At 48.1% G+C, this 25,761-nt stretch carries 23 protein-coding genes; 21 read left to right on the plus strand and 2 right to left on the minus strand.

Going from position 1 to position 25,761, the window contains the following annotated elements:
* Nucleotides 1–4: 4 nt before the first annotated feature.
* On the minus strand, nt 5–754 hold the full coding sequence (locus tag ACYSNS_RS13920) for an electron transfer flavoprotein subunit beta/FixA family protein (protein WP_461723779.1): 750 nt from the start codon (nt 752–754) through the stop codon (nt 5–7).
* Between the two features lie 153 nt (nt 755–907).
* On the opposite strand from ACYSNS_RS13920, the gene ACYSNS_RS13925 reads away from it, so the two are divergent.
* The 19 genes from ACYSNS_RS13925 (at nt 908) to ACYSNS_RS14015 (ending at nt 22,516) form a co-directional block, all read left to right on the plus strand.
* A complete protein-coding gene (locus ACYSNS_RS13925; protein ID WP_461723780.1) occupies nt 908–1,939 on the plus strand; it encodes a GlxA family transcriptional regulator in 1,032 nt (343 codons plus the stop codon).
* 148 nt (nt 1,940–2,087) lie between these two features.
* Nucleotides 2,088–3,341, plus strand: a complete 1,254-nt coding sequence (locus ACYSNS_RS13930) for a sarcosine oxidase subunit beta family protein (RefSeq protein ID WP_461723781.1) — start codon at nt 2,088–2,090, stop codon at nt 3,339–3,341.
* An 11-nt stretch (nt 3,342–3,352) separates the two neighbouring features.
* Nucleotides 3,353–3,676: a sarcosine oxidase subunit delta gene (locus ACYSNS_RS13935; protein ID WP_461723782.1), complete on the plus strand. Its 324-nt coding sequence runs from the start codon at nt 3,353–3,355 to the stop codon at nt 3,674–3,676.
* Nucleotides 3,673–6,666, plus strand: a complete 2,994-nt coding sequence (locus ACYSNS_RS13940) for a sarcosine oxidase subunit alpha (protein ID WP_461723783.1) — start codon at nt 3,673–3,675, stop codon at nt 6,664–6,666. Before ACYSNS_RS13935 ends, ACYSNS_RS13940 begins: the two co-directional genes overlap by 4 nt.
* Before the next feature lie 10 nt (nt 6,667–6,676).
* A complete protein-coding gene (locus ACYSNS_RS13945) occupies nt 6,677–7,237 on the plus strand; it encodes a sarcosine oxidase subunit gamma family protein (RefSeq protein ID WP_461723784.1) in 561 nt (186 codons plus the stop codon).
* A 185-nt stretch (nt 7,238–7,422) separates the two neighbouring features.
* On the plus strand, nt 7,423–8,682 hold the full coding sequence (glyA, locus tag ACYSNS_RS13950) for a serine hydroxymethyltransferase (RefSeq protein ID WP_461723785.1): 1,260 nt from the start codon (nt 7,423–7,425) through the stop codon (nt 8,680–8,682).
* A 379-nt stretch (nt 8,683–9,061) separates the two neighbouring features.
* A complete protein-coding gene (gene fdhA, locus ACYSNS_RS13955; RefSeq protein WP_461723786.1) occupies nt 9,062–10,252 on the plus strand; it encodes a formaldehyde dehydrogenase, glutathione-independent in 1,191 nt (396 codons plus the stop codon).
* A gap of 272 nt (nt 10,253–10,524) precedes the next feature.
* A complete protein-coding gene (gene aztA, locus ACYSNS_RS13960) occupies nt 10,525–11,286 on the plus strand; it encodes a zinc ABC transporter ATP-binding protein AztA (RefSeq protein ID WP_461723802.1) in 762 nt (253 codons plus the stop codon).
* Nucleotides 11,283–12,161, plus strand: a complete 879-nt coding sequence (locus ACYSNS_RS13965; protein WP_461723787.1) for a metal ABC transporter permease — start codon at nt 11,283–11,285, stop codon at nt 12,159–12,161. The genes aztA and ACYSNS_RS13965 overlap by 4 nt, the downstream gene beginning before the upstream one ends.
* An 11-nt stretch (nt 12,162–12,172) precedes the next feature.
* On the plus strand, nt 12,173–13,150 hold the full coding sequence (locus ACYSNS_RS13970) for a metal ABC transporter substrate-binding protein (protein WP_461723788.1): 978 nt from the start codon (nt 12,173–12,175) through the stop codon (nt 13,148–13,150).
* Between the two features lie 68 nt (nt 13,151–13,218).
* On the plus strand, nt 13,219–13,908 hold the full coding sequence (locus ACYSNS_RS13975; RefSeq protein WP_461723789.1) for a DUF1007 family protein: 690 nt from the start codon (nt 13,219–13,221) through the stop codon (nt 13,906–13,908).
* A complete protein-coding gene (locus tag ACYSNS_RS13980) occupies nt 13,899–14,954 on the plus strand; it encodes a nickel/cobalt transporter (protein ID WP_461723790.1) in 1,056 nt (351 codons plus the stop codon). The genes ACYSNS_RS13975 and ACYSNS_RS13980 overlap by 10 nt, the downstream gene beginning before the upstream one ends.
* Nucleotides 14,955–15,249: 295 nt before the next feature.
* Entirely contained in the window at nt 15,250–15,741 is a 492-nt protein-coding gene (locus ACYSNS_RS13985; RefSeq protein WP_461723791.1) for a Csu type fimbrial protein, read from the plus strand.
* 60 nt (nt 15,742–15,801) lie between these two features.
* A complete protein-coding gene (locus ACYSNS_RS13990) occupies nt 15,802–16,521 on the plus strand; it encodes a fimbrial biogenesis chaperone (RefSeq protein ID WP_461723792.1) in 720 nt (239 codons plus the stop codon).
* 70 nt (nt 16,522–16,591) lie between these two features.
* Nucleotides 16,592–19,195, plus strand: coding sequence for a fimbria/pilus outer membrane usher protein (locus tag ACYSNS_RS13995; RefSeq protein WP_461723793.1), 2,604 nt, complete (start codon nt 16,592–16,594; stop codon nt 19,193–19,195).
* Nucleotides 19,192–20,145 (plus strand): Csu type fimbrial protein, encoded by a 954-nt coding sequence (locus tag ACYSNS_RS14000; protein WP_461723794.1) that lies wholly within the window; start codon nt 19,192–19,194, stop codon nt 20,143–20,145. Before ACYSNS_RS13995 ends, ACYSNS_RS14000 begins: the two co-directional genes overlap by 4 nt.
* 281 nt (nt 20,146–20,426) lie before the next feature.
* On the plus strand, nt 20,427–21,137 hold the full coding sequence (locus tag ACYSNS_RS14005; protein ID WP_461723795.1) for a dihydrofolate reductase family protein: 711 nt from the start codon (nt 20,427–20,429) through the stop codon (nt 21,135–21,137).
* A gap of 123 nt (nt 21,138–21,260) precedes the next feature.
* On the plus strand, nt 21,261–22,022 hold the full coding sequence (locus ACYSNS_RS14010; RefSeq protein WP_461723796.1) for an SDR family NAD(P)-dependent oxidoreductase: 762 nt from the start codon (nt 21,261–21,263) through the stop codon (nt 22,020–22,022).
* Between the two features lie 11 nt (nt 22,023–22,033).
* A complete protein-coding gene (locus tag ACYSNS_RS14015) occupies nt 22,034–22,516 on the plus strand; it encodes a (R)-mandelonitrile lyase (RefSeq protein ID WP_461723797.1) in 483 nt (160 codons plus the stop codon).
* An 11-nt stretch (nt 22,517–22,527) separates the two neighbouring features.
* On the opposite strand, the gene ACYSNS_RS14020 is transcribed toward ACYSNS_RS14015, so the two are convergent.
* A complete protein-coding gene (locus ACYSNS_RS14020) occupies nt 22,528–23,421 on the minus strand; it encodes a LysR family transcriptional regulator (protein WP_461723798.1) in 894 nt (297 codons plus the stop codon).
* Between the two features lie 366 nt (nt 23,422–23,787).
* Between ACYSNS_RS14020 and ACYSNS_RS14025 the strand changes: the two genes are divergently transcribed.
* Both ACYSNS_RS14025 and ACYSNS_RS14030 read left to right on the plus strand, forming a co-directional pair.
* On the plus strand, nt 23,788–23,961 hold the full coding sequence (locus ACYSNS_RS14025; protein ID WP_461723799.1) for a hypothetical protein: 174 nt from the start codon (nt 23,788–23,790) through the stop codon (nt 23,959–23,961).
* A 302-nt stretch (nt 23,962–24,263) separates the two neighbouring features.
* A partial coding sequence (locus tag ACYSNS_RS14030) for an Ig-like domain-containing protein (RefSeq protein WP_461723800.1) occupies nt 24,264–25,761 on the plus strand: 1,498 nt, incomplete at its 3' end.

Raw genomic sequence — 25,761 nt, forward strand, 5'->3', positions numbered from 1 at the left:
CCCTTTAGATGATCCTGACGTCTTGTTTCAAACGTTCAAGAAGCTGGGTGACATTGGCCACCTTTATCCCGGCAGGACGTGTTGCAGGCTCGTCAACAGAAATTATCTTCAACCGCGCTTTGATGTCGACGCCGTAATCCGTTGGCAGCCTTTCGTCTAACGGCTTTTTCTTGGCTTTCATGATATTGGGCAATGATGCGTAGCGCGGTTCGTTTAAACGCAAGTCAACCGTGATGACCGCGGGAAGCTCGACTTCGATCGTTTGTAAGCCGCCATCCACCTCCCGCGTGACGGTTGCTATGCCATTCGCCACTAAAAGCTTTGATGCAAAGGTTGCCTGTGGCCATTCAAGCAGAGCAGAAACCATCTGCCCTGTCTGGTTGCAATCATCATCAATGGCCTGTTTTCCCACAATGACCAAATCCGGCTTTTCTTGTCGGGCGACTTCGGTAATAAGTTTTGCCACTGATAGAGGTTCTATCCCGATATCAGTCTTGATCAGGATGGCGCGATCGGCACCCATCGCCAAGGCCGTGCGTAATACATCTTGCGATTGCGAACCGCCAATGGTCATCACGATGACTTCGTCGGCTATTCCCGCCTCTTTGAGCCTAATAGCCTCTTCGACAGAAATTTCGTCAAAGGGATTCATCGACATTTTGACGTGCGACAAGTCAACATCTGAACGATCGTCCTTGACCCGGATTTTGACATTAAAGTCGACAACCCGTTTTATCGGAACCAACACTTTCATGATCATCCCCTTTTGTTTGACGTTCCCGTTCTATCTTCATTGTATTTTGAAGTTCATTAGAAACAGAGCTATTGCTATTTCGGGGAAATAAACAGAATATATGCGTCAAATAATCATAATCATATGACAAAAATGCATAAGGGGGAGGCTGCAATGGATCAACAAACCACAAAATCCGGTCACAAATTACAGCCGTATCATGCAAGCTCAGGTGATGATCATAAAAAACCGCGCCTGTCTGTCGGCTTTATATTGGCAAAGCGGTTTACGCTCTGCGCATTTGCCAATTTTGTCGATGTGCTCAGGCTTGCGGCCGATGAGGGTGACCGTTCACGACGCATTCTCTGCGATTGGTCAATTCTATCTAATACGATGAGCCCGATACAGTCCAGTTGTGGTGTCAATGTCCAGCCGCAGGAAAGGTTGGGAGATCCCAAAAAATTCGATTACATCGTTGTTGTTGGCGGATTGATTGACTCCATTCCCAATCTCGATGCTGCTTATACGGATTACCTGCATCTTGCGGCGGCAAAAGGCGTGCCGCTTATTGGTGTTTGCACCGGTGCCTTTATTCTGCACAAAGCAGGATTGATGCAAGGCTATCGGTGTTGCGTAAGCTGGTTTCACTACAATGATTTTCTTGAACAATTTGATGGTTTGTTGCCGGTTTCAGACCAAATATTCATCGTCGATAGAGACCGGCTGACGTGTTCCGGCGGTATTAGTTCGGCCCACCTTGCCGCCTATCTGGTCGAAAAACATGTTGGCCGCGCCCAATCCAATAAAAGCCTGCATATTATGATCATCGATGATGCGCAGAAGGCGGAAAAGCCGCAACCGGGTATCCCGCTGGAATTCAAGACAGAAAACACGCTGGTGCGGCGTGCCTTGTTAATCATGCAACAAAATATTGATACCCCTATGTCGATCGAGGCCATCGCGAAGAAATTGGGAAATAGCAAACGCCAGATCGAGCGGCACTTTCAGCAGGCGCTGGCAACTTCGCCACAGGCAGCTTTTATGGCTGTCAGACTGACATTTGCCCGCCATCTATTGGAAACGACGGATAAACCGGTTGCATCGATTGCTGTCGATTGCGGCTTTTGCGATTCATCCCATCTCAGCCGAATGTTCCGCCGGCATTTCAACGCGACACCACACGAAATGCGCATGGTGCATGCTTGAATTTTGATAATCCGCAAACCGGATCAGGCAGCGTGGCTATTCTCATTGTCGATGTCGTTAGAATGCGTTTGAAGTGTCGCAATCGTCCTATTTAATTTATGGGCTTGTGTCATTATTTCCCAACTATTCATAATCAGGGGAATAAGCCATGAAGCGCTTTTCTGCAGCCGCGCTTTTATCCAATGCGCTCACCGGCAACAAAAATTGGCAGCCGCAATGGCCCGATAGTGAACCGAAGGCGGAATATGATGTCATCATAGTCGGCGCGGGCGGCCATGGTTTGGGTGCGGCCTACTATCTTGCCAAGGAACATGGTATCACCAATGTCGCGGTGATTGATAAGGGTTGGCTTGGCGGCGGCAATACCGGACGTAACACCACCATTATCCGCTCCAATTATCTTTATGATGAAAGTGCCGCATTGTTCGATCATGCGGTAAAATTATGGGAAGGTCTGTCGCAGGACCTGAATTACAACGTCATGTTCTCGCAACGCGGCGTATTGATGCTTGCGCATAATATTCACGACATTCAAAGTTTCAAACGGCATATCCATTCCAACCGTCTCAATGGTGTCGATAATGAATGGTTGACACCACAAGAGGTCAAAGAATACTGCCCGCCCCTTAATATCTCGCCGCAAGCGCGCTATCCGATACTTGGTGGTGCTTTGCAGAAACGCGGTGGTGTTGCGCGCCATGATGCGGTGGCTTGGGGCTTTGCCCGCGGAGCGGCTGCCCGCGGTGTCGATATTATTCAAAATTGTCCGGTCACGGCAATCCGCCGCGATGCAAGCGGCAGGGTTTTAGGTGTAGAGACAGCAAAAGGTTTCATCAAAGCCAAAAAGGTTGGTGTGTCAGCCGCCGGTAATACATCGGTGGTGATGGATACCGCTGGTGTCCGTCTGCCTTTGGAAAGCTTTCCGCTTCAAGCCTTGGTATCAGAGCCGGTGAAACCGGTATTTCCTTGTGTCGTTATGTCGAACACGGTCCATGCCTATATTTCGCAATCCGATAAAGGGGAACTGGTGATTGGTTCGGGAACGGATCAATATACGTCCTATAGCCAGCGTGGCGGCTTGCCGCTTATTGAACATACGATCTCCGCTATTATCGAAATATGCCCGATATTCAACCGTATGCGCATGCTGCGCAAATGGGGTGGCATTGTTGATGTTACCCCCGACCGCTCGCCGATTATCGGTAAAACGCCGGTGCAAGGACTATATCTTAACTGCGGCTGGGGGACGGGTGGTTTCAAGGCGACACCGGGTTCGGCCAATGTCTTTGCCCATACAATTGCCCGTGACGAACCGCATCCGATCAATGCACCGTTTTCTCTCGAACGTTTCAAGACGGGCCGTTTGATTGACGAGGCAGCAGCTGCTGCCGTAGCACATTAGGGGGAATGACCATGCTTCTTATTAAATGCCCTTATTGTCAGGCAGAACGTCCCGAGGTCGAATTTACTTATGCAGGCGAAGCGCATATTGCCCGCCCTTTAAATCCCGCCGAACTAAGCGACGAAGAATGGCGCGACCATCTCTACACAAGGTCAAACCCACGTGGTTTACACTATGAGCGCTGGCGTCATCAATTTGGTTGTGGTCGTTTTTTTAATGCTGTGCGTGACACCGTTTCGGATAAATTCGTTGTCACCTATAAAACGGGTATTGCCCGGCCAGATGAAGACAAGCTGCAACAGTTCAAAGCCGAAATCGAAGGAGCCGAAGCATGAATACCTATCGTATTTCCGGCAAAGGGCGGGTTGATACCAGCAAGCCCGTTCAGTTTTCCTTCAACGGAAAAACCTATCACGGTTATGAGGGCGATACCGTTGCTTCAGCATTGCTGGCAAATGGAGTTCACCTTGTTGGCCGTTCATTTAAATACCATCGTCCCCGCGGTATTCTTTCCGCCGGATCGGAAGAGCCTAATGCACTTGTTGGTACGCATCGCGGTCATGGCCGTTTTGAACCGAATACACGGGCGACGGTGCAAGAAATCTATCCGGGTCTGACCACAACCAGCCAAAATCATTGGCCATCTTTGGACTTTGATGTCGGTGCCATCAATGACGCGTTCTATATGCTGTTTTCAGCCGGATTCTACTATAAAACATTCATGTGGCCGAAGTCTTTCTGGGACAAGTTTTACGAGCCTTTTATTCGCGGTGCCGCGGGACTTGGAAAATCACCCACTGAGAGTGACCCTGATATTTATGCCAGCCGCTTTGCCCATTACGATGTCCTGGTTGTCGGTTCGGGTCCATCTGGCATTGCCAGCGCCTTGGATGTTGCACGCAGTGGGGCGAAGCTTTTGCTGGTTGACGAACATGCAGAATTTGGTGGTTCGCTTCTCAGTGAGACGGACAGTGACATTGACGGCAAACCTGCTGCTGAATGGTTGAAGGATGCCCTTCAAGAGCTTGAAGCTTTGCCAAACGTCACGTGTTTGCGCCGAACGACGGCGATTGGTTACTATCATCAAAATTTCATCGGTTTATGCCAACGTTTGAGCGATCATTTGCCAGTATCGCCCACTGGCGCACCGCGGGAGCGCATGTTGAAGGTCCGTGCCAAACGGGTTGTCCTTGCACAGGGAGCGATTGAAAAGCCATTGGTTTTTGATGGTAACGACCGGCCCGGTGTCATGTTGGCAGGTGCGGCGCGTACCTATCTCAACCGTTATGGTGTCAAGGTCGGTAACCAGCCTGCAGTCGTGACGTCTCATGATGGTGCATGGTTGGCTGCCTTTGATTTGGCGCGGGCAGGGGTTCGTGTGCAAGCCATTATTGATCTGCGCTCTGATGTGCAGGACCAGTTGCGGAAAACCGCTGATGAACTGGGTATAGAAACCTATATCGGCTGGACGGTAACCGGTACCAAGGGGCGTAAGCGCATCAACGCGGTGCGGGCAAAGCCGATCGGTAAAGCCAAAGGTGCCGCAACGTCTATTGTCTGTGACGCGCTTTTGATGAGCGGTGGATGGACGCCTACCTTGCACCTTTTTTCCCATACCAAGGGCACGCTTAAATGGTTGGAAGATAAACAAATGTTCGTGCCGGATGAATATACCGAGGCGTGCCAATGTGTTGGTGCCGGAAATGGCAACTTTGGTCTTGGACCTGCTTTGTCGGAAGGAGCCGCTGCCGGTGCTTTGGCCGCTGAAAAAGCCGGTTACAAGGCCAAGCCGACGCAATATGCCGTGACGGGAGAACTTTCACTCCAAGGTGTAAGCCAACGCGAATTGCCGACCGATAAAGATGCGGGAAAAGCCAAGGCCTTTGTTGATTTCCAAAATGATGTCACGGCCAAAGATATCCGATTGGCGGTGCGTGAGGGCTTCAAATCCATTGAACATATCAAACGCTATACCACCAATGGTATGGCAACGGATCAGGGCAAGATATCCAACATTAATGGTCTGGCAATTGCGTCGGATGCCGTCCACCGGCCCGCGCCGCAAGTGGGACTGACAACTTTCAGGCCACCTTATACGCCAACAAGCTTTGGAACCTTTTGCGGCTATAATCGCGGCGAATTGTTCGAGGTGACGCGCAAGACCACGATCGACAGTTGGGCAGAAGAAAACGGCGCTGAGTTTGAACCTGTATCGCTTTGGCGGCGTGCTTGGTATTTCCCACTTTCCGGTGAGGATATGCACAAGGCAGTCGCGCGTGAATGTGCCGCAATCCGCCGTTCACTTGGAATTTTTGACGCCTCGACCCTTGGCAAGATCGAGATCGTCGGGCCTGATGCAGCGGAATTCATGAACCGTATGTATACCAATCCTTGGTTGAAACTTGCTCCGGGCCGCTGCCGTTACGGTGTGTTGCTCGGGGAAGATGGATTTATCCGTGACGACGGTGTTGTGGGAAGAATAAGCCAAGATCGCTTCCACGTGACAACAACCACAGGCGGTGCCGCGCGTGTTCTTAATATGATGGAGGACTATCTCCAGACCGAGTGGCCAGACTTGAAGGTTTGGCTGACATCCACAACCGAGCAATGGGCAACCATTGCGTTAAACGGGCCCAACTCGCGCAATCTGTTGCAAGAGCTGATAGAGGGCATTGATCTTTCTGACGAGGCGTTTCCCCATATGTCGGTAGCGCTAGGTAAGATATGCGGTGTGCCAACTCGCCTTTTCCGCATGAGCTTTACCGGTGAGCGTGGCTACGAGGTCAATGTTCCGGCCCGTTTTGGCCGTGCAATTTGGGAAAAAATCTGGCAAGCGGGGCAGGCTTACGATATCACGGCTTATGGCACCGAAACCATGCACGTTTTGCGTGCGGAAAAGGGCTATATCATTGTCGGGCAAGATACGGACGGCACGGTTACGCCGGATGATGCCGGACTTGGCTGGGCAATAGGCAAGAACAAGGTCGACTTTGTGGGCAAGCGGTCGCTAACCCGGCCTGACATGCTGAAATCTGACCGCAAACAGCTTGTCGGATTGCTGACCGACGAGCCGGAAACAATTATGGAAGAGGGCGCGCAAATCGTGCTCAATCCCAACCAGCCGGTTCCAATGAAGATGGTTGGCCATGTCACATCATCCTATTGGAGCGAGACGTTGCACCGTTCCATTGCGCTGGCCGTTATTGAAGGTGGTCGGAGCCTTATGGGGCAGACGGTCCATATTCCCATGGCAGACAAAACCATCACCGCGAAAGTGACTGAGACGGTTTTTGTCGATCCTGAAAATACCCGTATCAATGCTTAGGAGCGCGCCAATGTTGCAACAATCACTACCGATGGATCATGCCAATCGTGATGCCCGTTTTGGCCCTTCGCTCAAGCTTGGTCTTTTGACTGATGTGGCGCGTTTCAGCCTGCGGATAGACTCGAAAGACCTTGCTGCGGCTTCTAAAACCTTCGGGGTCAAATTGCCCAAAAAGATTGGTGATATGGCGATGCAGGGGACCAGGACGGCCCTTTGTGTCGGGCCTGATGAATGGTTCCTTCTGGCGGATATCAGCGAGATAGACGATATCGAAGCAGCGTTTGCGGAACTCTATCAAAAGACCATTCACAGTCTTGTCGATGTCAGCCATCGTGAAGTCAGTATTATTATTGAAGGTGAAAAAGCTGCTTACCTGCTGCAAGCCGCAATTGCCTTTGATATCGATAAAATGCCTGTCGGGACAGGCTGTCGTACTTTGATCGATAAAAGCCAGATCATTTTGCTTCACGACGATGAAAATGCTTTCCGCATTGAAGTCTGGAATTCCTATGTTGGCCATGTTTGGCACTTGTTGAATGTGGTGGGCAAGGAAATCGAACTCGATATTTAGAGCGTCGATCTCATCAGATCAGATCGACGCTCTAATCCATTGTTTAAGCAGTTTTTTTATCCGATAGGAGCAGGATAGAGAATTGATCCGGTAATTCAATTTTCCTGCGGATTCGCTTCACACTTTTTGGAAAACGCTTTTATGGCTTTCAATCAATAAACAAAACAGTTCAGGGGAGAAAACGGATGAAACTTGTCAACATATTGAAGGACGATGCCATTGCTGCTGCAATTGATCGGGAACTCGACCGCCAGCAAAACCAGATTGAACTGATAGCGTCCGAAAATATTGTGTCGCGTGATGTGCTTCTGGCACAAGGTTCGGTGCTGACCAATAAATATGCCGAAGGCTATCCAGGCAAACGCTATTATGGTGGATGCGAATTTGTCGATCAGGTCGAAACTTTGGCCATTGAACGGGCAAAGCAACTCTTTGGTGCGCAGTTTGCCAATGTGCAGCCGCATTCCGGTGCGCAAGCCAATCAGGCTGTATTTTTTGCCCTACTGCAGCCCGGCGACCGTATCATGGGGATGTCGCTTGCCCATGGCGGCCATCTTACCCATGGCTCTCCGGTGACAATGTCGGGCAAATGGTTTGATGTCGTGAGCTATGAAGTGAGCGAAACCGATCACCGTATCGACTATGATGCGGTGCTTGAAAAGGCATTGGCAACAAAGCCGAAATTGATCGTTGCCGGAGCGTCAGCCTATCCGCGGGCGATTAATTTTGCTGCTTTCCGCGCTATTGCGGATAAGGTGGGTGCATATCTCATGGTTGATATGGCCCATTATGCGGGATTGGTTGCAGCAGGAGTTTATCCTGATCCGGTGCCCCACGCCCATATTGTAACGACAACAACCCATAAAACATTACGTGGCCCGCGCGGTGGTATGATTTTGACCAATGACGAGGCATTGGCAAAAAAGATCAATTCGGCAGTTTTTCCGGGCAATCAAGGCGGCCCGCTGATGCATGTTATAGCAGCCAAAGCGGTTGCTTTTCAAGAAGCGCTCGCTCCGGCTTTTAAAACCTATGCAAAACAGGTTGTCGCCAATGCCCAACGTTTAAGCAATACTTTGATAAAAGGCGGCCTTGATATCGTATCAGGCGGAACAGATTGCCATTTGATGCTGGTCGATCTTCGGCCTAAAGGTGTCAAAGGGCGTGATGCAGAACATGCGCTGGAACGTGCCGGACTCACCTGCAATAAAAATGCCATTCCGTTTGATCCTGAAAAGCCGGCGATAACATCCGGTGTAAGACTTGGGACCTCTGCCGGCACCACACGCGGCTTTGGCGAAGATGAATTTCAAGTCATCGGCGAATTGATCTTGAAGGTCATTGACGCATTGGCGAAGGCTGGCCCCGAAGGAGATAGAACGATCGAAGGACAGGTTTTGCAAGAGGTGAGAACACTGTGCAAACGGTTTCCGATTTATCAATGAATCTATAGGCTTATGCAGCTTATGGTGGAATAATCGGTTGTAGCGGAAATAGTTCAGTTCTATTCGATTTTTATCAAGTAGAATATTTATCATTGAAGGTTGAACATAACGATGTTCAACCTTTTTTATGTTGTTTCAGCCATTCAATGCTGACTTGGCTTCATTTACAAGACAGCCTTTAGAAACAACGCGATTGCTTGCGCAAATCCCCACATCACGCCAATCTTCAAACGCATGGCATATGCGACATGATGGGTCGCAATCAGGATGGCTGTCACAGCAGGTAAGGTGCATGCTCACCGTCTTGAACGCATCAACTGCGTATGAGGTATTCCGCCTCTTTCTGAAAAGGCGGATCCATAGCAATCAGGAGGAGAACATGGGTAAAAATCGTGGAGTGGTTTATCTTAAGCCGGGCAAAGTCGAAGTGCGGGACATTGGCGATCCTAAATTTGAAGCGCCGGACGGACGCCGTTTGGATCATGGTGTGATATTAAAGGTCATCTCAACCAATATATGTGGATCAGATCAACATATGGTACGTGGACGCACGACCGCCATGCCCGGACTTGTGCTGGGTCATGAAATCACCGGCGAGGTTATTGAAAAAGGCAGTGACGTGGAAATGCTGTCCATTGGAGATATTGTTTCGGTGCCCTTCAACGTTGCCTGTGGTCGCTGTCGTTGTTGCCGCGAGCAGGATACCGGTGTTTGTTTGACGGTAAATCCGTCACGGGCAGGCGGTGCCTATGGCTATGTCGATATGGGCGGCTGGGTAGGAGGACAGGCGAAATACGTCATGATCCCCTATGCGGATTTCAACCTTCTGAAATTTCCAGACCGTGATCAGGCTATGGCGAAAATCCGTGATCTGACTATGCTGTCAGACATTCTGCCGACGGGTTTTCACGCAGCGCTTAAAGCTGGTGTCGGAGTGGGATCAACGGTCTATGTAGCGGGCGCAGGCCCCGTTGGTTTGGCGGCTGCGGCTTCAGCGCAAATATTGGGTGCGGCCGTCGTGATGGTGGGTGATTTCAACAAAGAGCGTTTGGCACATGCCAAAAAGGTTGGATTCGAGCCAGTCGATCTTGCGCAAGGTGATAATCTTGGCGATATGATTGCGCAAATAATCAACACCAATGAGGTCGATGCAGCCATTGATGCGGTTGGTTTTGAAGCGCGGGAACGCTCGGGAGGAGAACAGCCTGCCACTGTGTTGAACCAGATGATGGATATCACCCGCGCTGCCGGCTCCATAGGAATTCCCGGTCTATATGTGACGGAAGATCCAGGTGCCAAGGATACTGCGGCGCAACATGGCAGCCTTTCTTTGCGTTTTGGGCTTGGCTGGGCGAAAGCACAGTCCCTTCATACCGGCCAGACACCAGCTCTGAAATATAACCGGCAGCTTATGCAGGCGATTTTGCACGACCGTTTGCCTATAGCCGATATCGTCAATGCAAAAATCATCCCGCTTGAACAAGCGGCACAAGGCTATGAGACCTTTGATAAAGGCGCAGCAGTAAAGTTCGTTCTTGATCCGCATGGCTTGTTGCAAGGCGCGGCTTAACGCAATTTAGGATAAGGAGATACGGGCGTGGTTGTTCTTATCTCCAACGCACGATTTTGTGAAAACCAAAAACGGGTCTCATGAATAGTAAAACCGATAGCTACGATTGCTTAAGTAGCCAGCTAAACTTGGTGTTATACACCTGTTCAACGTTTGATACAGCGCAACTGCACCTTCGGATAAACACCTTATACGCTCAAAAAAGATTTGACGATATGTTATAATGTAACATATATCTATCCGGTGAAGAACCGGAGACTATCTTGAATACGATGCGTGTCAACTTAAACGATGTTTCGCTTGGATATAACGGCAAACAGGCATTCTCACCGATTAGCGGCGCGATTGAAGCGGGTTCTCTTACGGCTTTGATCGGGCCGAACGGGGTGGGAAAGTCTACACTTTTAAAAGGACTGGCCGGTTTGCTGAAACCGCTTTCGGGTGAAATCGACATATCGTGTCCAACCAGGATTGCCTATCTTTCGCAAGCCAATACGATTGACCGGCATTTTCCCGCGACTGTCAGTGATCTTGTGTCGACAGGGCTTTGGCAGCAATTTGGTTTATGGCGGCGACATGGAAAGGCAGCCAGAGAACAAATAGCCAAGGCACTAGCGACAGTCGGGCTTGATGGGTTTGCTGAGCGGACAATAAACGCCTTATCCGGCGGTCAATTACAGCGTGTTTTGTTTGCCCGCGTTGTCATTCAAAACGCTGATCTCATTTTGCTCGATGAACCATTCAACGCAATGGATGGTCAAACTGTGTCCCAGCTGCTTAAACTTATTATGCAATGGCGCAATGAAGGCAGGACGGTTTTAGTTGCCGTTCATGATCTCGAATTGGTCAAGCGATACTTCCCTCAAACATTGTTGCTTGGCCAATATGGTTTTGCATGGGGACCAACACAAACGGTTCTGTCCCAGCATCAGCAGGAAAAGGTATCTGATTGGCCAGACAGCTTTGCAATGGACAAAGCGTGCAGAAAGACATTGCGATCCATTCAATCTCATCCAGTGTCGGGAATGTCATGATCGATCATCTTTGGCATGTTTTGATGGAACCGTTTGTCGAGTTCCAATTCATGCGCAATGCGGTTTTTAGTTCAGTGCTGCTGGCCGTGGGGGCTTGTCCTGTCGGTGTCTTTTTAACGATGCGGCGGATGAGTCTTACCGGCGATGCCATGTCACATGCGATCCTTCCGGGTGTCGCCGTCGCGTTCCTCTTTTTCGGACTTGAACTCATCCCGATGACGATAGGCGGATTAATTGCCGGTGCTCTTGTTGCAATCGGTGCTGGAACGGTCTCGCGGATGACTGTTCAAAAAGAAGATGCATCAATGGCTGCGCTCTACCTGATGTCCTTGGCGTTGGGAGTGTTGATGATTTCTCTACGAGGTTCCAACATTGACCTGCTCCATCTTCTCTTCGGATCTGTCTTGGCCGCAACACAGGATGGCATGATCCTCATCGCTTCTATAAGCTTGGTCACAGTTGTAACGCTGTCGCTGTTTTGGCGGGCTTTATTTGCTGATTGTATCGATAGCGCCTTTTTCCAATCGGTTTCCCGATTGGGTGGCCCCATGCATTTCGTGTTTATCGGCCTGACCGTTTTTAATCTTGTTGGCGGCTTTCAAACACTTGGCACGCTCTTATCGGTTGGCATGATGATGGTTCCGGCGATCACAGCACGGTTTTGGTGCCGTCGTCTCTCTGCCATGTGTTTTCTTGCTGTTGCCATTGGCATCTTTGCCAGCTTTGCCGGATTGCTTCTCTCCTATCATTTCGCTCTCCCGTCAGGGCCGGCGATCATCCTGAGTGCGGGCAGTTTGTATATTGCTTCTGCATTGCTTTCTCCACGCGGCATGCTTGCCGGACTTTATTATCGTTCCGCATTCCAACACTATTGAAAGGATATTCCATGAAGATCTTGCCTCATTATCTTGCTTTATGTGCCTCTATTCTGGCATCGCCGATTATTGCTGCAAACGCACATGCAAAAGAGCTGAAAGTCGTTGCCAGCTTTTCCATTATCGCTGATCTGGCAAAAAATGTCGGTGGCGATCACATATCGGTAAAGCCGCTTGTCGGCCCTGATGGTGATGCCCATACCTATGAGCCAAAGCCCGACGATGCAGCGCTTATTAAAAACGCGGATGTCATATTGGTCAACGGTCTGAATTTTGAAGGTTTTCTCGACCGGCTCGTGGAAACGAGCGGAACGAAAGCGCCAGTGTTCACCGTGTCGGATGGCGTGACACCGATCAGGGCCGAAGAGGAAGATCATGATGAAAAAGGCCATGACCACGGCACTCACGGCCACGATCACGCCACTCATGATCACGAAGGAGAGGGACATCATCACCACGGAATTTACGATCCGCATGCTTGGCAATCCGTTGATAATGCGATGATCTATGTAGACAATATCGTCAAAGCCTTCTGTAAACAGGATGCGGACAACTGCGCCGATTATCAAAATAATGGCAACGCCTATCGCGAAAAACTTGTCGCCCTCAATGCTGAGGTTAAGAGTAAAATTGGCGCGTTGCCTGCTGATAAACGGGTCATTATCACATCCCATGATGCATTCGGTTATTTCGCCCATGAATATGGACTGACATTCTTGGCGCCTGAAGGTGTCTCGACGAGCTCGGAAGCATCTGCTGCAGATGTTGCTGCGCTGATCAAGCAAATTAAAGCCGATAAAGCGGCCGCACTTTTCGTCGAAAATATCTCTTCGCGCCGCCTCATGGATCAAATTTCCAAAGAAAGCGGCCTTCATGTTGGAGGTGAGCTTTATTCGGACGCACTGTCAAAAGCGGATGGCCCGGCTTCAACCTATATCGACATGATGCAACACAATGTAAAAACTATTACACATGCAATTATGCCATAAAGGCTTTTTAGATTGATATAGATGAAAGCGAGAATGTTGAAACAGCCAAAAAGGGAAAGCAACATATAATGCCGAAAGAAAGCTTAAAAATTTCGTTCAGCAAACCATTTTCGCTTTTGGCTTTGTCCTACATTCTAGTAGCGAACGCGATGATTTCTGCTGCTTCAGCGCATCCACATATCTTTGTGGATGCGCATCTTGTCATTGTTATAGATGACAAGATGAAAATTGATCGCCTCACGCAGACATGGTCTTTTGATCCGTTGTTTTCGTCAGGGGTCATTTTGGATTTCGATAAGAATGGTGATCTGAAGTTAGATGAAAAAGAGCTGGCGGAAGTGGGTAAAACCATCAAGGAGTCTTTGGCGGAATATGACTTCTTCCAATCGGTGATCCGTGATGGGAAGACTATCGGGCTAAATCCACCGGCAATCATTAAAGCCGAAATGAAAAATAAGTTGCTTACGCTTTCTTTTACTGTAACGCCTAAAGAAGAGTTACGGTTAGAGAAAGGGCACAGCTACCAATTTTCACTCTATGATCCGACATTTTATGTCGCCGTTGATTTTCCCAAAAGCCAGAATTTTTCTGTTTCCGGTCTGCCAGCAACTTGCAAAACACAATTTATCCGCCCGAATGTCGACGAGGTTCTTTCCAAGGATTACTCGCAGCAGACGGAAGATTTTTTTAATGACCCGACGCGAAGCCTTGATTTTGCATGGCAGTTGGCAACGCGTCTGGAGGTAAAATGCGACTGAACCGCTCTTCTATCCTGTTTCTTTCAATCATCATTTTGCTTGCATGGCAGGTGGGACAGCTTCATGCGCAATCATCCATTGGTATCGGTGTTTCTGAACGGGTCGTTCAGCCATCCGGTATGTTTGGGAAATTCCTTCTTTATGTCCAATATTGGCAACATCGGTTTGAACGGCTTTTAAGCGGCTGGCTTGTCGGTATGCATGATCATCCGTCAGAAGGTTTAAAACTCCTCGCGGTTTCGTTTATCTATGGCATCTTGCACGCCATCGGCCCCGGACATGGCAAGGCGGTTATTTCATCCTATCTGATTGCCAATAATGAAACATTGAAGCGCGGTATATTCCTTTCATTCTTTTCTTCGCTTCTTCAGGCCTTTAGTGCTATCGCCATTGTCGGTGCGGTCTATCTGTTTCTACCTGCGCGGTTGACACAGGCCTCCGATTGGATGACCAAGGCGAGCTTTGCATTGATTATGCTGCTGGGTGCTATGCTTTTATGGCGCCAAAGTCGTAAACTTTGGCAACGTCATAGGGAACGCAAAATTTTTGAGGAAGCGTCTGCTTCAAGTCCGATGGATCAGCTTTTTTCGGGTTCCGCCGACCAAGCTATGGAAAACACCAAAGATTTGAAACAAAGCTTGGATAAAGACGCTTATCGGCACGGTCTTAGTGGCAACGGCCGTCATTGCGACGTTTGCGGCCAGTCGCACATATTTTCAGCGGATATTGTCGACCATAAGCTCGATTGGAAGCAAGCTGCAATCGCCGTCATTTCCGTTGGCATCCGCCCTTGCACCGGTGCGGTTTTCATTATGAGCTTTGCTTTGATCAATGGCTTGTTCTGGATAGGGTCTTCATCGGTAATGTTCATGGCCTTAGGCACATTTATAACGGTTTCCTTGTTGGCTGCTTTTGCGGTCAAAGCCAAACAGTTGACTGATCAGCTCGAGGGGAAGATGACGAAACGCATGCGCATCCTTCCCTATATTGAATGGCTATTTGCCTTGGCTATTTTCCTTCTCGGGTTGACTTTTTTTGTCTTTTAACCGCTTGTCTCTTTTGCTTCGGCGTTTTTCGGAACAAAAGCCAAGTCGAGTTTGAACGCAGATATGAATAGCACCTGGCCCTATTTGGGACAGTTCCGCCGAATTATATTGGCGTCAACATTACTCCATATGCATAAACACATTGTATGTATCGTTTTGATACATTTAACGCCATGAAGCGTGCGCATTTTTGCGTTAAATCAATTTTATACGTCTCTTTTGTCGTTGTTTTGTTGTGCTCGCTGCCGAGCGCTGTTAGCCATCGCACTTCCATCAAAGCATTTAGGAGAAAATAATGCGTTGTTCATTCTATGGACGTTCGTTGCTTGCTGGCGCCTGTCTTATATTGGCAGGCAATGCTTTTGCAGCGAGCCCTGTTACCGACACTTTTGACGTCAAATTGACCATCGAAAACGGCTGCGATTTGCAGTCCGTCGATGGGATCGATTTTGGTACTCATGCCGTTGTTACGGATAGTATCAGTGGTGAGGGGAAAATCACCGTCGCATGCACTGATAAGACTGCATACAAATTGAAGCTCGATAAAGGGCAAAACGGTACCGATGTCAGCACGCGTAAGATGCTGAACGGAACATCGACATTGAACTACAACCTTTATACCGCGGCTGATGGCCAATCTGTATGGGGTGATACCGAAGCCAACTGGAAAACTGGCGTCGGTAATGGTCAAAATCAGGACTACTCCGTCTACGGTATTGTTGCTGGCAGTCAGCCAGTAGTTGCCGGCGTCTATTCCGATGCTGTGACCGTGACACTGGAATATTAATCATGTCGGCCTGCACCGGTATCCGATGCAGGCCAAAATGTTACGAAAGGGAATTGCGTTTTGAGTAAATTTTATCGCATGGCTTTGTTGCCCCTTATGTTGATCTGCACTTATAGCTTTGCTGCACAAGCGCAGACGATAGGAATGTTGCGTGTTTCGCCTGTATCAATTGATGCACAAGCACCCGTTTCAAGCGGAACATTGCGGATGACCAATTCAGGCGACAAGCCGATGATGGTTCAGGTGCGTGTATTCAAATGGCGTCAAGAAAACGGCCGCGACATCTACTCACGCGCCAATGACGTCGCCGTTAGTCCTCCGATGATGACCCTCAAACCTCACGCAGATAGCGTTATTCGTGTTGTTCGTACCGCAAAAACGCCCATTTCTTCGGAAGAAAGCTATCGAGTTGTTGTTGATCAACTTCCAGATCCGAAATTGCGCGCCACTTCACGTAAAGCCGTATCATTTGTTGTGCGTCACAACCTTCCAGCATTTTTTTCGCCCAAGGGTGAAAAGGCTGCGAATATAATTTGGTCTGTTGCAGCCCAAAAGGGTGGTTATGTTGTGACGGCAAAGAATGTTGGAAACCGTCATATTGCATTGGCGCAAGTCAAATTGATGGCCGGACAAACGGTCTTAGGGCAGGTGACTGGCCTTGCTGGTTATGCCTTGGCAGGTTCGACAGGGCAATTTTATGTGCGCGCCAAGGGTGGCGGAAAACCTGATAGAATTTTGGCGATGGATGGCGACAAAAATCCGGTAGCTGGTTCTTTTTAACGCTAACGATCAATACACATGCGTCATCGCAGTCGGGCTTTGTCTCGCTGCCTATGAAAAAGGTTTTGTCTTGAACTTTAAACTGGTGTTTGCCAAGCGGTCGTTGCGACTTTTGGCGTCGTCCAAGCTTGTCTTGATTATGGCTATCTGCTGCTCATTCAGCGATGCCTATGGACAGTCAGTAGACGAATTTTACGCTATTCCGCCGGTTCAGCCTGGACCGGCGGCGCTTGGCGTTGTCAATACGCCAGATAACGTGATATCACCTGTGAAAGACGATAAAGCACCCAGATTCCTCGAAGTTAGAATTAACGGACTGGATAAAAAACTCATCGGTGAGTTTTATGAAAATACAGAAGGTGTTTTATTTGCGAAGCCAGACGAACTTGAGGATGTCGGAATCGTAGCGGCAACCTCTCATTCTGGTGATGACGGTTTAATTGATCTCACCAAGCTTAAAAATGTAACTTATGTGTATGACGGCCCCAATCAGGCGATCGATTTTAATACAAGTGACATGTCTGCGTTGGTTCCAACCCAAGTAGATCTTATGCCTGACCGACGTATAAAGGCGAAAGAACGCTACGATAAGAAGAACAGTATAGATGAAGATGTCCCCACGCCGTCCTCTGAGTTTGGCGGTCTGGTCAATTACACACTTTATGCCGATTCAGGCAGTAGCAATTTTTCTGATTTATGGGCTTTTCAGGGGCTTTCCGCGCAATTGGACGGCCGTGTGTTTGGCCGTTATGGGACGTTATCATCCAATCAGGTTCTCAGATTCGCCTCGGGCGATTATTCCGATACCGTGCGTTTAGACAGCGCATGGTCATATTGGGATATGGACCATCTGACCTCTTATACGGTCGGCGATTACGTTACTCGTAGTCTTCCCTGGACGCGCTCGGTCCGGATGGGTGGGGTACAGATTAGACGTAATTTTTCGATCCGCTCTGACCTGGTTACAATGCCTTTGCCGTCGGTTTCCGGCTCGGCGGTCGTTCCATCTTCTGTAGATGTTTACGTCAATAATGCCAAACGTTCCACCGCAGATCTCCCGGCAGGTCCCTATAGAATTAGCGATTTTCCGGTTGTAACCGGTGCCAATGATGCGCGGCTTGTCGTTCGGGATGCATTAGGAAGAGAGTCGGTTACAGAAGTACCATTTTATGCCAGCATCGACATGTTGGCCGAAGGGTTGATAGACTTTTCCGCTGAAGGCGGTTTCATGCGCTATTATTACGGGAGCGAGTCGGCAAATTACGGCAAAGATTTTGCCGCCTCCGCTACTTTGCGCTATGGCATGAGCAATGCATTGACCTTGGAAGGCCATTCAGAATACGCCGCGGACTTTTACAATGGTGGTATAGGCGCAGTTTTCAGCCTTGGCCCTATAGGCGTTATGTCTATTTCGGGTGCAGGAAGCCGGTTTAACGAAGAGGTTGGCCAGCAGGTTTCGGTAGGATTAGAGCTTGAGAAATGGGACCTTCGGTTTAACGCGCGTACGCAACGAACCTTTGGTGATTATAACGATCTGGCTTCTGCAACCGCCCGTAATGAAAGATACCATAATGACGAACAGGCCTTAAACGGTGACGATTTCTATTTTTCTGACAACTATTATTCCGGTTCGGACAAGCCGGTTAAAACGATGAATCAGCTTTCAGTAGGGGTGCCGCTGAAAATTGATCCAACTACGCTTAATTTTAGTTTCACCCAGACCGAATATGCCGATGCACAGAAGGCGAAACTGCTTAGTTTTTCAGCGTCGCGCAGCTTTGGCGAAAGAACGCAGGCGTATATTACCGGTTATAAGGATATGGAAGATAGGGGACGTTTCGGCGTCTTTGCTGGCTTGAGTATATCATTGGGCAGCAGGATACAGATGTCTACCGGTATCAGCAGTGATGATAACGGCACATCCTATCAAACCGAACTGCGTAAATCTGAAACACGCGAAATCGGCAGCACTGGTTGGCGTTTGCGGGACGTTGAAGGCTCACGCAGTCAGCGTTCAGCCTATGGCAGTTATCGCAGCAGACTTGCGCGGGTTGAAGGGTCAGTGGAACAGAATGATAATGATTATCGCTTAACCGCCAATGTTGAGGGAGCGATTGTTGCAGCCGGCGGCGGCGTTTTCGCATCTAACCAAATTGACGACTCTTTTGCGATTGTGGATGTCGGCGCTCCTAATATCGAGGTGAAGAAGGAAAATCGGCCTTATGGTAAAACAGGCTGGGACGGAAAAATCATTGTACCTGACCTGAATTCGTTTCAATCGACCAAGCTCAGCATCAATGCTGACAATATGCCGTTGGATTCCATGGTAACATCTACGCAAATGCGCGTCCTGCCTGGTTACAGGAGTGCTGTTATCGCGCAATTCGCGATTGAACAGGCAGGCGAAAGCGCACTCATTTCGTTGCAGAAAGCAGATGGAGCTTTTGTCACGGTGGGTGCAAGTATCAAGCAAAACAGCACTGAACTGGCTCAAGTCGGATATGACGGGCAAACGTTGCTTCCGCTGAAGGGGCTGAGGTTGCCCTCCCGCTTCATTGTTTCGGAACTATCCGGTGAAACTTGCCTTTTAGAGGTGCCGGAACATATTCGAACGGGCGTCGAAAACGGTGTTACAACGCTGCCCTGTATTGTGCAAAATGGTGAAAAAAAATGAAAAATATCCTATTTTTAGCGAGCTTGCTTTTTTGCATAACATGCGGGTTCTCCAAAGCCTATGCAATTGAATGCGAAATAACAGAGTCACCCGGCACACTTGATTTCGGCCCGTCTTACAATGGGGATGAATTAAATACATCGGGCACGCTGGGCTATCGCTGTCGGGCGACAGTTGATGATTATTTTCCTCGTATCGCTGCTTGTTATTCTGTTGAGCCTGGCGGCGGACATTTCGAAAACGGCATACGTTACATGATCGGTATCAGTGGTGCCGCGCTAGGATATAAACTGCAATATTATATTCTCGATGCGGCATTCGGCTCTGGCGTCGGTGCTCGTTATACCGCATCTTTTGGATCTATTCCTGTCGAGGTCAAGCCTACCACAGGTGTCGGCACAATCTGGTCGACATATACCAAACGGACGCTCTCGGGTTGGGTGCCAAAACAAACATCAGTGCCCGCTGGCGAATATCGAACGGTTTCCACCATTGCCGTTACTTATAAAGGTAACAATACGTCATCACTTGGTTGCTATCCAGGCGGTGGTCATGTCGATGTTCCAATGGTTGTCAAAGCCAGTTTGCAAACAGTATGCAATGTGCAGGCGGACGATATTGATTTCGGTTCATATTCAAATTTGTCAGACGTAAAAACGGCGAAGGGTTTAATTTCCGTCAATTGTGATCTTAATACCCCTTACCAAATCTCACTCGAGACCAATGGCAGGCCGGCGGACGCACGTTGGATGAAAAATGGTGACAGGCATATCGAATATGGTTTGTTCAAGGACGCGGCCTACCAACAACCCTGGGGAACAGACACGCCGCTCGATGGCGTTGGGGATGGAATAGGGCAAAAGATTCCGGTTTATGCCCGCGTACTACCACAAACTACACCGACACCCGGTGTGTATATTGATACGGTAACGGTGACGGTCAATTACTGAGACGTGTCGGATTTAATCAAGCTCACTTACTCTAGATACGAAATATATAATCACCGCTGATATTGGAAAAAACACACTTCAAGGTATGAAGCAAGTCGGGGTACCGCAGAAATTGCTATGAAAATGACACATACCATTTCATGTTGCGTTTGATGAATTTGGTTCATAGCGCTGTCCGCAAATAAACGATGTTTTGGTGGATAGATTTGGTTTAATCTGAAGTTGCCGTCATCCTGTTTATTGATCCGGCTTTTGAAAATTTAACCATTGGAGATGATTAGATGCATCCGAAGATAATTTGCCATATGATGACAACCGTTGATGGTAAAATCGCGGAAAACCGTTGGTCGCAACCCTTCGATGGTATGGATATCGATCAGATGACGATGCCCTATTACGATATCAGTGCAAAATTCGATGTCGATGCTGAAATGCTTGGCCGCAAGACCGTACATATCCATCACATGCCAGAAGAGTTTGATGCCACCGGCCTTTCGGCAACGCAAAATCCTGTTGTTTTTATTGGCAACCGGGAAAGCAAGCGATCTTTCATCGTCTTGGACCCCCGCGGGCGCATTCGTTATACGCAAGATCGGATTGGCGATGCGAATATTATCACGATTTTAAGTGAGAGAGTATCTGACGCGTATCTACAGCATTTACGCCAGGTCGGCATATCTTATGTCTTCGCGGGTGTTGATGGACATGATTTGGCGACAGCAATGAACTGTCTGTACGAGACATTCCATATCAAAAAAATCGTTTTGGAAGGCGGTGGGATTGTCAACGGCGCGTTTCTCAAAGCCGGTTTGATTGATACGCTGAGCCTAATTATTTATCCTGGAATTGATGGTCTGAAAGGTGCGGCCTCATTATTCGATTATGCCGCTGGAGATGACTCTTTGCCGGCTGAAGGGCAAATGTTGGAATTAACGCATATGGAAAACATTGGTCACGGACTTGTCTGGCTTCGTTACAAATTCCACCGATAAAATCTGCGTCATATGCCACCGCCTATATTATGAATTTTGCTCATAGGCGCTTCCCGCCGATGAGGAATAATCAACATCAATCAATGTCTCTATAATGTTCCCGATAAGTAAACGGGTGAAATTATGGAAATAAGTTTTAAAAACAAAGTTGTGTTCATCACCGGCGGGTCGACGGGTATCGGTTTTGCAACAGCGCAAGCTTTCGCAAAATCTGGTGCACAAGTTGCCATTGCAGCTCACGGAAACGAGCATCTTGATCGCGCAATGGATACGCTTGTTACCGCTGGATATACCGCCTTTGGCATCGCATGTGATGTGGCGGATGAAAAACAAATTGAAGATGCGCTCAGACAAACAATGGATCGCTACGGACAACTTGATTGTGCGTTTAATAATGCCGGTATCATGTGCCGCCAAGACAATATTGCAAAGCAAGATGAAGCTGAATGGAAGCGCGTTCTTGATATTAATCTTCTAGGCATCTGGCGTGCAATGAAGCATGAAATTTCGGCTATGGAAAAAAAGGGCGGCGGAACGATTGTCAATTGCTCGTCGATCGGGGCACATATCGGTGTTGCCGGACAGTCTGTTTATATCGCTTCAAAACACGCTGTAAATGGTCTCACAAAAACGGCCGCGATAGAATATGCCGCACGAAATATACGCATTAATGCAGTCTCTCCGGGAATTATACAAACACCAATGGTTGACGACCTTGTAAACGGCAATGAAGCGGCCAAAAACGCGATGCTTGCTAAATTGCCGATTGGCCGTCTTGGACAACCGGACGAAATCGCTGCTGCGGTTTTGTGGTTGAGTAGTCCGTTTGCCAGTAATGTTATCGGTCACGATCTGGCCGTTGATGGCGGTTATCTTATTCAATAGGAGAATGCACGATGAGACGTTTAAAAATAGCTGCTCTTTCACTATTCCTGTTTTCACCAGTCGTGGCATTTAGTCAATCGACAGTGGCCGAGCCGCATATGGTCATTACACGAAATGGCACCCAACCATCTGTTGCCGGTGGCAACAAAACATTCACTGGAACGGTTCGTCTCGACAATATGTTTGTCTCAACCAGCCCATCAACGTTCAGTGGAGCTTTTGTCACATTCGAACCGTGCGCTCGGTCAGATTGGCATACGCATCCGGCAGGGCAATTGTTGATTGTTACGTCGGGCGCCGGTTGGGTACAAGAATGGGGGCAGCCTAAAAAAAATATCAAAAATGGTGATATTATCTGGACACCAGCCGGTGTTAAACATTGGCACGGAGCAACCGATAAAACCGCTATGACGCATATATCGATCAACGAAGCCGTCAACGGTAAAGCCGTTGATTGGCTGGAAAAAGTAACGGATGAGCAATATCTGCAATAATTGAAACAACGCTACTTTTTGAAACGTAAGGCCTCGATAAGCAGTTCGAATGCTGGTGTATGCTGACGACGGCTAGGGTAATAGAGGTAGTAACCGGGGAAGGGCGGGCTGAACTCGGTCAATATGCGGATGAGTTTGCCCGCTTTCACCCGCTCTTCCACTTCGTCGGCGGTAGCATAGGCAATGCCAAAACCGGCTTCTGCCGCATCCAGTGCTTGTTCTATCGTATTGAAGCTCAATTGTCCGTCGACACGCACGCGTATCTCACGGCCATTTTCTTCAAATTCCCAAGCATAAAAGCCGCCATGGGTGGGCAGGCGCAAATTAATACAGTTGTAATTGACAAGGTCATGCGGAGTTCGCGGAATTTCTTTATTTTCAAAAAAATGAGGAGAAGCGACGGCTGCCATAGACACATTATCGCTTATCTTGACTGCAATCATATCTTTTGCGACTTGTTCGCCAAGTCGTACACCGGCATCGAACCGCTCCGCCACAATATCAGTAAGGCTGTAATCGATATTGATCTCGACGCAGATATCAGGATATTGGGCAAGCAGAGGCCTGAGAGCAGGCCATAGAATGGCTTTGGCGGCATATTCGGGCGCTGTTATACGGATTGTTCCCGCAGGTCGTCCTCTCGTCTGGCTCAAAGCAAGAAGTTCACTTTCCATCGCTTCAAGATGCGGCGTATAAAGTGCAATCAACCGTTCACCAATTTCTGTAGCGGACACTGATCGGGTTGTGCGTCGGAGCAGGCGCATATCCAACCGCTCTTCCAAATTACGCATTGCGTGGCTCAACGCCGATTGGGATATAGCAAGCTTTGCGGCAGCCTTGGTGAAACTGCCTTCCCGCGCGACAATAATAAACGACATAAGATCGTAAATGTTTTCTTTCAGCATCGAGTGACTTTCGTTGGAAACTGAATTATTTTTGTTCTCATGCGTATAGCATAAATCCATGACCTTTTGTTAGCGGAGGCGAGATGTGGCGATGAAATTGTTTTTAATAAATTCAATTTTATTATAGTACTATATATTTAAAAAATTATATTATAAATTTTACAATAATATATAGTAAATATTTTTATTAATATATATAAATTTTGACTATTTTTAAATAATTTATAATATAAATATATTTTTATATTAATCTAAAATTATGGAAATGTGATTCATAAAAAAACATTGACATGCCTAAATGTATTGATTAGACCGTAACTTATGGTCAACTGAATTTATTCAGCTTGGCAGTAGTTGGGGTAATATATGTGCAAAAACGTGGACATTCTTGTAGAATGTAGCTGGCTCTTTGGGCTGGCTTTTGTGCGTTGTAGTATTAAGGGAGGGGGGGGGGGGGGGGGTGGTTTTTTGGGTTGGTTTTTGGTGTTTTGGCCCCCCCCCCCCCCCCCGCAACTTTTACGTGTGACTTACACCGTTTAAATTTCGGGTCGTGGGCGCGTAGGGGGCTAGAGACGGGTCTATGTACCTGTAGCAATTTGCCCGTTGTTACGTGGCGGATCAGGGGTAGTTGCGCCTCTATAAAAGAAGCTTTTTGCTTGTTTGTTCTATTCATCGTTTTTTTCGTCAGCCTAATTTTGGGTAAGGTGCTTAGTGTTTTCACTAACCCCTTAGGGGCTGTCTGTAACGAAATTTTTCTTCAAAACTTATGTGTAAATTACGTGGTTTCGAATGGCGGGGGACGTCTTTTCGTGCTGCGGGGTAAACAAAAAAGGGACGTATAAATGGCTTCGTCAGTGGTTCTGAATAATCATGTCAATATTAATGTCAATGCCGCGGGTGGGGTTGTGCAGTCACCCAATCAACCGGCAAATTTCCTGATCTCTGCTGATAAAGGTACGATTTCCAACTATTCCCGTGATGGAAATACACTCGTTATTGAGTTTGAAAATGGAAAAGTCATCAAGATCGTCGATTTTTTTGCAAATGGTCTTGACTTCAATAATCTAGTTTTCATTGATCAATCGGGACATTGGTTGACCAACTTCAGTAATGCACTTGGCGCGGAAGGCGACGGTATTATTGATCCTGAAGTCTATTACGAAGAGATCAAGGATACAGATTCGTCTGCTGTTCTGCTAGGCATTCTTGGTGGAGCTGCGGCCATTGGCGGTATAGCCGCAGCGCTTTCAGGTGGCAGCGATGGTGAAAGTTATCATCCTACAGCTAAGCCGGATGCTCCAAAATTTCAGGTTGTCGACGATAAGGAACCTTATGTTGGTATTCTGCTGAACAATGGCTTTACCAATGATACTACTCCGACATTTAACGGTGCTGGTGCAGCAGCAAATGGCACAATTACCATCAAAATTCCAGGTTATGACCCAATAACAGTTAAGGTCAATGCTGATGGTACGTGGACGTATACGCCGCCTGAATTGAAAGATGGTACTTATACGGTAGTTATTACGCAAACAGATGGTTCAGGCAATGTCAGTGATGAATCTAAAATAACGTTTACCGTTGATACCGTAGCACCCAATATGCCTGTTTTGGATACGGTATATGATAATGTTGAACCAATTTCCGGTAATATTGAAGCGGGGGCGATTACCAATGATAAAACCCCAACATTCTCTGGTACCGCAGAGCCGAATACGCTGATCAAAATTTATGACGAAGATGGCAAGGTTGTAGGAAATGTTATCGTCGGAAAAGACGGTAAGTGGTCAATTGAGCTACCGAAAGATCTGACAGAAGGTCAGCATAGCTTTACCATTACATCAACAGATCCAGCCGGAAACGAAAGCAAACCAACGCCACCATTTGAACTTGTGGTTGATACCGTTCCGCCAGCAGCACTCGACGAAAAAGCAATGGATCTTATTGATGATGTTGGTACGCAAGTTGGTACAATTGTCCAAGGTACGACTACAGACGATGCACGTCCTGAGTATAAGGGAACTGTGGATCCTAAAGATGCATCTTCCATTGAGATTTATGATAATGGCAAACTGATTGCGACAGTTAAAGTACAATCAAATGGTACGTGGAGCTTCACACCGGGTTCCGATTTGAGTGATGGAAGCCATACATTTACTGCGCGTGCAGTTGATGATGCGGGTAACAAAGGCCCATTTACATCGCCATGGCAATTTACGGTTGATACGGTTGCGCCTTCAGCTGATGATGTCAAGATTTTAGGTTTGACGGATGATGTGTTGCCAAGTATTGGCGAGATTGGCCGTGGTGGGACGACAGATGATACGACGCCGACCTTGC

Source organism: Bartonella sp. LJL80, from assembly GCF_054871565.1.

Coding starts and splice junctions, on each gene's coding strand:
- ACYSNS_RS14020 (WP_461723798.1), bottom strand. CDS start 23,421: ATGCTGAAAGAAAACATTTACGATCTTATGTCGTTTATTATTGTCGCG.
- ACYSNS_RS13980 (WP_461723790.1), top strand. CDS start 13,899: ATGCGACTGAACCGCTCTTCTATCCTGTTTCTTTCAATCATCATTTTG.
- ACYSNS_RS13965 (WP_461723787.1), top strand. CDS start 11,283: ATGATCGATCATCTTTGGCATGTTTTGATGGAACCGTTTGTCGAGTTC.
- ACYSNS_RS13935 (WP_461723782.1), top strand. CDS start 3,353: ATGCTTCTTATTAAATGCCCTTATTGTCAGGCAGAACGTCCCGAGGTC.
- ACYSNS_RS14015 (WP_461723797.1), top strand. CDS start 22,034: ATGAGACGTTTAAAAATAGCTGCTCTTTCACTATTCCTGTTTTCACCA.
- ACYSNS_RS13975 (WP_461723789.1), top strand. CDS start 13,219: ATGCCGAAAGAAAGCTTAAAAATTTCGTTCAGCAAACCATTTTCGCTT.
- ACYSNS_RS13940 (WP_461723783.1), top strand. CDS start 3,673: ATGAATACCTATCGTATTTCCGGCAAAGGGCGGGTTGATACCAGCAAG.
- ACYSNS_RS14025 (WP_461723799.1), top strand. CDS start 23,788: ATGTGCAAAAACGTGGACATTCTTGTAGAATGTAGCTGGCTCTTTGGG.
- ACYSNS_RS13920 (WP_461723779.1), bottom strand. CDS start 754: ATGAAAGTGTTGGTTCCGATAAAACGGGTTGTCGACTTTAATGTCAAA.
- ACYSNS_RS13925 (WP_461723780.1), top strand. CDS start 908: ATGGATCAACAAACCACAAAATCCGGTCACAAATTACAGCCGTATCAT.
- ACYSNS_RS14005 (WP_461723795.1), top strand. CDS start 20,427: ATGCATCCGAAGATAATTTGCCATATGATGACAACCGTTGATGGTAAA.
- ACYSNS_RS13985 (WP_461723791.1), top strand. CDS start 15,250: ATGCGTTGTTCATTCTATGGACGTTCGTTGCTTGCTGGCGCCTGTCTT.
- ACYSNS_RS13930 (WP_461723781.1), top strand. CDS start 2,088: ATGAAGCGCTTTTCTGCAGCCGCGCTTTTATCCAATGCGCTCACCGGC.
- ACYSNS_RS13970 (WP_461723788.1), top strand. CDS start 12,173: ATGAAGATCTTGCCTCATTATCTTGCTTTATGTGCCTCTATTCTGGCA.
- aztA (WP_461723802.1), top strand. CDS start 10,525: ATGCGTGTCAACTTAAACGATGTTTCGCTTGGATATAACGGCAAACAG.
- ACYSNS_RS14010 (WP_461723796.1), top strand. CDS start 21,261: ATGGAAATAAGTTTTAAAAACAAAGTTGTGTTCATCACCGGCGGGTCG.
- ACYSNS_RS14000 (WP_461723794.1), top strand. CDS start 19,192: ATGAAAAATATCCTATTTTTAGCGAGCTTGCTTTTTTGCATAACATGC.
- glyA (WP_461723785.1), top strand. CDS start 7,423: ATGAAACTTGTCAACATATTGAAGGACGATGCCATTGCTGCTGCAATT.
- fdhA (WP_461723786.1), top strand. CDS start 9,062: ATGGGTAAAAATCGTGGAGTGGTTTATCTTAAGCCGGGCAAAGTCGAA.
- ACYSNS_RS13945 (WP_461723784.1), top strand. CDS start 6,677: ATGTTGCAACAATCACTACCGATGGATCATGCCAATCGTGATGCCCGT.